The sequence below is a fragment of the Bacillus canaveralius genome (genome assembly GCF_002860125.1).
In the GTDB taxonomy this organism is placed as follows: Bacteria; Bacillota; Bacilli; order Bacillales; family Cytobacillaceae; genus Bacillus_BJ; species Bacillus_BJ canaveralius.
This window is the reverse complement of record NZ_PGVA01000012.1, coordinates 59,788-67,214: the sequence shown is the minus strand read 5'-3', so window position 1 is coordinate 67,214 and position 7,427 is coordinate 59,788. Positions and strand designations below refer to the sequence as shown.

General features: G+C 43.3%; 8 protein-coding genes. 1 reads left to right on the top strand and 7 read right to left on the bottom strand.

Going from position 1 to position 7,427, the window contains the following annotated elements:
- Nucleotides 1-105: 105 nt before the first annotated feature.
- From lepB to CU635_RS06295, 4 genes are all read right to left on the bottom strand, one after another.
- A complete protein-coding gene (gene lepB, locus CU635_RS06310) occupies nucleotides 106-660 on the bottom strand; it encodes a signal peptidase I (protein WP_101576337.1) in 555 nt (184 codons plus the stop codon).
- A gap of 91 nt (nucleotides 661-751) precedes the next feature.
- The gene (locus CU635_RS06305) at nucleotides 752-1,354 is read right to left on the bottom strand and encodes a TVP38/TMEM64 family protein (protein ID WP_101576330.1); all 603 of its coding nucleotides are present in this window, start codon (nucleotides 1,352-1,354) and stop codon (nucleotides 752-754) included.
- Nucleotides 1,355-1,473: 119 nt separating this feature from the next.
- Complete coding sequence (locus tag CU635_RS06300; RefSeq protein WP_101576329.1) at nucleotides 1,474-2,421, bottom strand: LCP family protein; 948 nt, start codon at nucleotides 2,419-2,421, stop codon at nucleotides 1,474-1,476.
- A 235-nt stretch (nucleotides 2,422-2,656) separates the two neighbouring features.
- On the bottom strand, nucleotides 2,657-4,645 hold the full coding sequence (locus tag CU635_RS06295) for a S9 family peptidase (RefSeq protein ID WP_101576328.1): 1,989 nt from the start codon (nucleotides 4,643-4,645) through the stop codon (nucleotides 2,657-2,659).
- 209 nt (nucleotides 4,646-4,854) lie between these two features.
- Here CU635_RS06295 and CU635_RS06290 point away from each other — a divergent pair, with 209 nt between their 5' ends.
- Nucleotides 4,855-5,238: a YhjD family protein gene (locus CU635_RS06290; RefSeq protein WP_101576327.1), complete on the top strand. Its 384-nt coding sequence runs from the start codon at nucleotides 4,855-4,857 to the stop codon at nucleotides 5,236-5,238.
- 1 nt (nucleotide 5,239) lies between these two features.
- On the opposite strand, the gene CU635_RS06285 is transcribed toward CU635_RS06290, so the two are convergent.
- Genes CU635_RS06285 through CU635_RS06275 form a run of 3 tightly spaced genes read right to left on the bottom strand, consistent with a single transcriptional unit; the run spans nucleotide 5,240 to nucleotide 7,418 of the window.
- Nucleotides 5,240-5,644, bottom strand: a complete 405-nt coding sequence (locus CU635_RS06285; RefSeq protein WP_281258876.1) for a competence protein ComK — start codon at nucleotides 5,642-5,644, stop codon at nucleotides 5,240-5,242.
- Between the two features lie 15 nt (nucleotides 5,645-5,659).
- A complete protein-coding gene (locus CU635_RS23080; protein ID WP_142382805.1) occupies nucleotides 5,660-6,295 on the bottom strand; it encodes a hypothetical protein in 636 nt (211 codons plus the stop codon).
- Nucleotides 6,201-7,418, bottom strand: coding sequence for an FtsK/SpoIIIE domain-containing protein (locus tag CU635_RS06275; protein WP_101576324.1), 1,218 nt, complete (start codon nucleotides 7,416-7,418; stop codon nucleotides 6,201-6,203). Before CU635_RS06275 ends, CU635_RS23080 begins: the two co-directional genes overlap by 95 nt.
- Nucleotides 7,419-7,427 lie beyond the last annotated feature (9 nt).

Below are 7,427 nucleotides of genomic sequence, written 5' to 3'. Positions count from 1 at the left end.
ATTAGACAAAAATAAAAAAACTGTAGGCAAACTCGATATTAGTCGAGTTTGTCTACAGTCTGAGACTCGAAGTCATTCGAGTCTGAATGTTTACATATGCTTGTTTTAAAACGAGACATCCATTTCATCCAAGGGCCAGTAGCGAAGATTGACTTCCCCGACGACTTGATCGGCATCGATAAAGCCGAATTGGCGGCTGTCCCAGCTCCCGCGCCGGTTGTCCCCAAGCACAAAGAGCTTGCCTTCCGGGACTGATTCTACGCCGGTGATTTCCTGCAAGGTAAAATCGCCTGTTAACTTCTCGCCGGGAATCTCCATTCTGTATCTATCCAAATAAGGCTCCTCGATTTTTTTTCCATTTATAAATAGCTGATCATCACTGTATTCGATATGATCTCCAGGCAGGCCAATAATTCGTTTGACGTAGTCTTCCTGTTCGTTTGCGTGGAAGACTATAACATCGAACCGTTCTAAATCGCCGATCTGATAACCGATCTTGTTGACGATGAGTTTGTTTCCATCTTCAAGGGTTGGCATCATCGACTCGCCTTCAACAATATAATTGGAAAAGAAAAAAGTGCGGATAAAGGCAAATATGACGATGCCGATTGCAAATGCTTTAATCCATTCCAGCCCTTCTCGTTTCAGCTCTTCTTTCATTTCCATCTCCTCCGTCTTTGTCTTAAACTTGCGTTTCCTGCTAATTATACTAGCTCCGCCTCCCAGTTCGAGCTTTTCATTTGCCATTTTACTATTTCTCTACACTCATATTGATTTTTACTTCGATTCTTTTACCAACATACCAAAGAATCGCAATAACTAACAGTACAATGGCTGTCCGTAGCGGCTGATGGAATAACGAGTATATATCGTACCCAATAAAACTAATCGTAAAAATCATTACCGCCTTTCCGGTAATGACGGCCAGCATATACTGGGCAGTGCTGATTTTCGATAGCCCGGCAACAATATTCACGACTGCGGATGGCGTAAATGGGAAGCAGAGCATCAGGAATAACGGCCCAAACCCATGTCGTTCCAGCCAACTCATCAGGCGCTGGACGCGATGATGTTTTTTCAAAAAACGCAGCACCCGCTTCTGTCCATATTTCCTTACAAGGAAAAAGACGAGAAACGCACCTGCTGAAGCCCCGATCCATGAATACAAAAAGCCAAACCCGAGACCAAATGCGTTTACATTTGCCATCACAAACAAGAACAGGGGTAAAAACGGCAGGAACGCTTCCAGCATCGGCAGCAGGATCCCTGGAATGGGCCCTAAAGCCCGATACTCTTCAATTACATCCATTATATTCTCTAAGGTGAACCATTCTTTTAATATGTCAAAATCCATTCACAGTCTCCTTACAGCTCATCTGTTCGTGCCAGAGTTTTCCGACTCTAGCTGGCACATATAATTTGTTTACCTCATATCCGTCCATTTCACACCTGGATTTTTCACCAGTGAAGCCGTTATTGGGTTTGGTCTGCTTTAAGAAATTCGTCGAGGGCGGCCCTGTTCTTTTCGAGATCAGGCGCGAGAATGTCTCCTATACCTGACACCCTCTGTTCCTTGAAACCACCCTCTACCGGAATGGTTAACGACTCGATATTTTTATTTCCTGCTGTTAAAAAATCCTTTCCCATAAACAGCATTGTCGCCGTATTAAGATTCGTATTAATAAACGGAGTAACTACCCCAATTAACTTCGGGAGTTTAGGAACGGTTTCCAGGCTTGTCAGCTGTCCCGCTACATTTTTGACAACTTTTTGCTGCCTTTCAACCCTTGTAAAGTCACCCATCGTATCATTCCTGAAGCGAACATAGCCCAATAAATGCTCCCCGTCAAGCTGCTGAACCCCGGGTTCAAGGGTAACTCCGATATAATCGGACATATGCTTTTCTACGTCGACTTCGACTCCGTCGGGAAATGCTTCATCAATCAATTGAACAAAACCTTCAAAATCGACGATTGAATAATATTGAATGTCCAATCCGAAATTGTCTTTAATTGTTTGTCTGAGCAGCTCAGGACCGCCAAATGCGAAGGCCGCATTGATTTTATTTTTCCCATGTCCGGGAATCTCAACGTATGAGTCGCGCATAATCGAAGTAATTTTATAAATGCCTTTGTCTTTATGATAATGGGCAATCATGATTGTATCGGACCTGGCGCCCTTTTCCCCTCTTGTGTCGCTCCCAATCAGAAGTGTATTCGTCCAGCCTTGTTCGTCTTTTTCCCCATTAAATTCATACTCTACCTTTTCAACATTTGAGTCCTTCGTCGATTCCGAAACGCCGGCCCGGAATTGCCAGTAAATATATGCAAATACAGCAGCAATCAATATGAGTAACACTAATAAAAAAGCCTTCCGTTTCCTCTTTTTTCGGTTTTTATGCTGATGCTTATCTGATCTCATAGCGCTTTTCCTTTCATTACCTTAGTATGACCCCTTTAGCATATATGACTTCTTTATTCGACAAAAAGTTTCCTTCAAAACGGTGGAAATTTTTTCACCAGTCCCGATCTGAACTGCAAAGTTATTTATACAGTCAACCTCAACTCATCCACAAAATATCTTATTTTCAATGTACCATGATTCTTGAAAAAGAAAAAACTGCAATCAATGATGACCGCAGTTTTTTCGAAATTTTTTAAATATGGTCCTTAAACCATTCGGTTATATAGTTTAATCTTTGAATACGAAGCTGAGGTTTTCCGCTTCTTGATAATTCGTGGTTTGACTCAGGGAAGCGGATGAATTTCGTTTCTTTCCCCTGCCTTTTCAAAGCAATAAACAACTGTTCCGCCTGCTCAACCGGACAGCGGTAATCTTTTTCACCGTGCATGATCAACAGCGGAGTTTTAATATTGCCGGCATAAGCTAGCGGAGAATGCTTCCACAATGTTTCAATGTCATTCAAATCAGCATTGATTTGCCATTCTGTGAAATAATAACCGATATCGCTGACACCATAAAAGCTGACCCAGTTTGAAATCGATCGCAGGGTAATCGCTGCTTTAAATCGGTCAGTCTGGCCGACGATCCAGTTCGTCATGAAACCGCCGTAGCTTCCGCCCATAACCCCGAGCCTTTCTTTGTCAACGAACGGGAACGAATCAATCGCGTAATCGACGGCTGCCATTAAGTCTTTATAGTCTTCGCCGCCATAATCGCCCCTTACCGCATTGACAAATTCCTGGCCGTAACCAAGGCTGCCTCGTGGATTGATATACAACACTGCGTAACCTTCTGCAGCAAGCAATTGAAATTCATGAAAAAAAGTATTCGCATACATCGCATGCGGGCCGCCGTGAATTTCTAAAATAAGCGGATACTTTTTACCTTCTTCATAGTTGGCCGGTTTCATAATCCAGCCATGAAGTTCCGTCCCGTCTTTTGCAGAAAGATTGATCGCTTGCGGCTGTGACAAAGTAACCTCCTTGAGGAAGTCAGCGTTCACATTTGTCAACTGTTCAAGAGCTCCCGTTGATATGTTCAATGTATATAAATCTCCAGGCTGGTCAGCTTTGCTGATCGCTACAACGGCCCGCTCGTTTCTTCCGTCAGCCGCCAGCCCGTAAACATGCTGGTTATCAAGAAGTGCCGGGTAGATCTCACCTTTTAAGTTCCCGTAGTAAACAACGGTGTTGCCATGATCTGTGGCGACAAAATAAAAGCTTTCATTATCATCGGCCCAGAGCATTCCCGGTGTGACTGCTCCCTGCTGGAAGTCACCGACTACCGTATCTCCTGCCTGTACATCCCAATTGTTTGTTAAACATTTTAACGTTCCAGAACTAATATCATATACCCATAGCTTTGTAAGCGTAGCATTTTCATACTCGCGTCCATGGCCAAACAAGCCGAGATGTTTCCCGTCCGGAGACCAGGTTACACTTCCGAAATAACCTGTCCCATCAGTGACTCTTTGCAGTTTGTTATCGGCCTTCACATCAATCAAATAGACATCATTAAGGAAAGTCGAATCAGTATCATCACTCAGATCAGCGGTAACAGCGATTTTTCCTCCGTCAGGCGACCAGCTCTGCAGGTGGTAATCTGTTTTCCCATCGGTGATTTGGGTAATCTCGCCTGAATTGAGATCGACGACAGCTACTTGCGCGACCTTTCCGTTCAAAAAGCCCTGGGCATCTGATTTATATTTCATTTTATCCACTTCAAGAGGAACAAGTTCTTGCTTCTTTTCCTGCTCTCCGTCACGGTCGGAAACACTGTCATCCTTTCCTAATGAAATGGAGAAGGCAATTTTCGTACCGTCCGGCGACCAGACTGGACTTCCTGCTCCGTTACGGCTAAAAGTAACCTGTTTTGCTTCTCCGCCGCCCGCATTCAAGATATAGATTTGATTTTTCCCCGTCCGGTTTGAGATAAAAGCGACCCGTGATCCATCAGGCGACCAGCGCGGCGAATGGTTGCGGTGCTCACCATAAGTCCACTGAACAGGCTTTGCTTTCTCATCAAGGTTTATGTAAAAGAGGTGTGCACTATAGTCATTTTTCTCCTTGAGCATAGCGGTCTCTACATAAAGCAGATCTCTCCCATTTGGTGCAAGGCGAGGATCCGTTGCAGATTTAAGTGTATACAAGTCCTCCGCCGTAATTGTTCGTTTAGTTGTCATTAAGAAGCCACCCTTTCATTAAAAGCTTTCTTAAAATATATTTCGACACTAGAAATATATTTTCCCTATTCATTATAAAGCTTCTTTTAAAAAAGTTAAATGAATTTTGCAATATTTGAAAAAAATAAATCTGTCTTGAATTTAGGATATTTATTAGTTAATATAATATCGAACAAATGTTCTAATTTTGATAAAAGGAGTAAACGAACATGACAAGAATCCCTGAAGAAGACCGCAATATGATGGAACAGGCCATCTACTTACCATTAGTGTTAACCGTTTTAAACCGAGATCTTGTTGTAGTCGAAAAAAGCCCTTTTAAACTAAAAGATCCTTATAGACACTTAATTGAGGAAACAATGAAGATTATCCAAAAGGAATTGTACGAAGTAAAGCGATACATGAGTAAAAACAAGCTAAAGGTTGAGCAGTTGAACCGGGACGAAGCCTTCACGATGTATCTGTTTTTGTATAAAGGCTATGAGGAACACCATAGCTATTTTAACCCACGGATTCGCAACAAAGTACAAGAATTAATGGAATTTTATTTGTTTAAACGGCATGTTTGTGGGCAGGAAAAAACAGAGGCTTAACTTATTGTTTGAAAGTACGGCCTTCAGATTGATAATGGTGATGACTTTCAGAGGCCTCCATATATCTGCCCGTCCGGGAAAAATAATAAGCTTTTCGTTCTGTCTCTTCTAATCTCTGCATGATTTTCGTTCTCAGCAGTGCGGTCCGGAGCAGTTGATTTTCAAAAGAGGCCGATGAAATGGGGAAGGTATAATGCCTCTTGTTGCGAAAGGTAACAACTGTCTGCTGTGAATCCACTCTTTGATGGGATAAAACATTCTCATGTGAAATCCAGATGCAGTCATTGTTGTTCGGCGATGTCGTCGGGAAAAAATAAATAAAATGAACAGGGTCAATCGTGATTGGAACCTTGTGAGTGATGCCGATAAGCGTTTTTGTCCCTTGTTTCCTGCCTTCATAGCTTATGGTACTACTAATAATCTATTTAATCTCGGCAAATGTTTTCACCTGGTGCCGGATCCCTTTCAACCAGGACCCCAGCTTCCGTTTACGGTCCTCCGTTGTGGTGAAGAAAAACAATATCGGTACCCCATCTTGGATGCTCGGTAAGATTTCTCGATACATGTCAACTTTCTTCCGATTATCTTTCATGTCACGCGAGTTATCTACCTCGATCAGATGAAGATATCCGTTTCGGTTGAAAGCTGCATCAGCAATCACCTTTCTTCTATTGTTTTGCTTTAGCCCCTGCACTTGCACTTGGAAGGTGGTTAGGGACTTCTGCTCAACCTCGATAGCATGTTCTATTTTCCAGTCTCGAGGACACTCAAAATGCAGATAGACTTCGTTCCGGAGTAAGCTGTGGATCATAAGAGGAGACTTCTTGACCTCTTTGGTACTGCCGATCAGCCCCCTTCCGTCCTTGTTGAGATAGACCACTTTTTCGCGCTCGATGTACGTCTCATGAATATACGGCCGCAGCTGACCCACCACTCTGCAGGCATTACGATAGCTTTTTAGGTCATGAATTTTTTGAAGGTGTTTGATTTTGACCAGGCCTAGCCGGTCGATCGTCGTTAACAGGCTTTCGATGCGCTGCTGCGTCGATAATAGCATCGTGTTTCGCCTCCATCATTTCAAATATCATTTTGTCATCGATATAAGGCACCTGCACCGTCCGTTTCTTCTCGACAAGATAAATCGCTCTCCCAGGTATGGGGGGTAAGTTTTCCGCTCCAATATCGTCCAGAAGAACGCGGCTGGACACCTGGGAGGCACACACAAAGGATAATCTGGCGACGATGTTCATCTTCACTTGCATCGGGACTGCCTCTTTGGTCGGATACTGAGTCGCATAAATCAATCGATACCCCAAACCGCCACCGATCCGCGCAATCTCACTTAAGGCCGCCTGGCAAAACTCAGCATATCGTTTCGCCTCTTTGCTCTTTACGATGTTCGGGGATAGCTCAGCCCCTTCATCTACGAATATAAATGTGCGTTGTGCAATTGGCGTGTCCGCAATATTTGTGTAGCCTTTTTCACGGAATAGCAATTCTCTTTGTTTTAGTTGTTCGGTTATCTCATTCAACAGCTCAGCAGACTCATAGACGTCACAGGCCACTTCCTTCACTTGGCTGAGCGCCTTGTATTTATAAAATTCCAACCCGGCCTTCAGATCCAGCACGTAAATTTCGACGTGCTCCGGATTGTTTAGGATCAAAGTATTCATGACTTGCTTCATAAATACCGTTTTCCCAAATCGAGTCACGCCTCCATTTAATAGGTGTGGATACTTCTCGAAATCGTGATAAAGTACACCTTGATGGTTCTTTCCGATCGGAACTTCCCAGGTTCCTGGACGAATGAGTGTATTAGCATAATCCCATCGTTCCGGAAGTTTTATATCATAAACACGGAGCTTGAGCAACCCGTCAAACTCATATTCAACTTCTTTGTTTAAAGCTTCTTTAAGCGCTGGGAGGATTAATTCTAACGATTCTGAAGGGATGCCAAGCGGGAGGGAATACAGGTAAGTGCTATAAACATCTTTAAAGAACTTCTTCTGCAGTTTGGGGAATTGGATATTTTCTTTTTTCGTCACCGGGTCTTTGCTTTTAATGATTCCAACTTTGCGGTTAACGAAGACTTGTTCTATTTTCTTCTGATCAGACATCGGCTTTTTGGGAATAAGGGCTGCTCCGGCGATCATTAAGGGGACGGCCAACCACTCGATCATAACGCATAA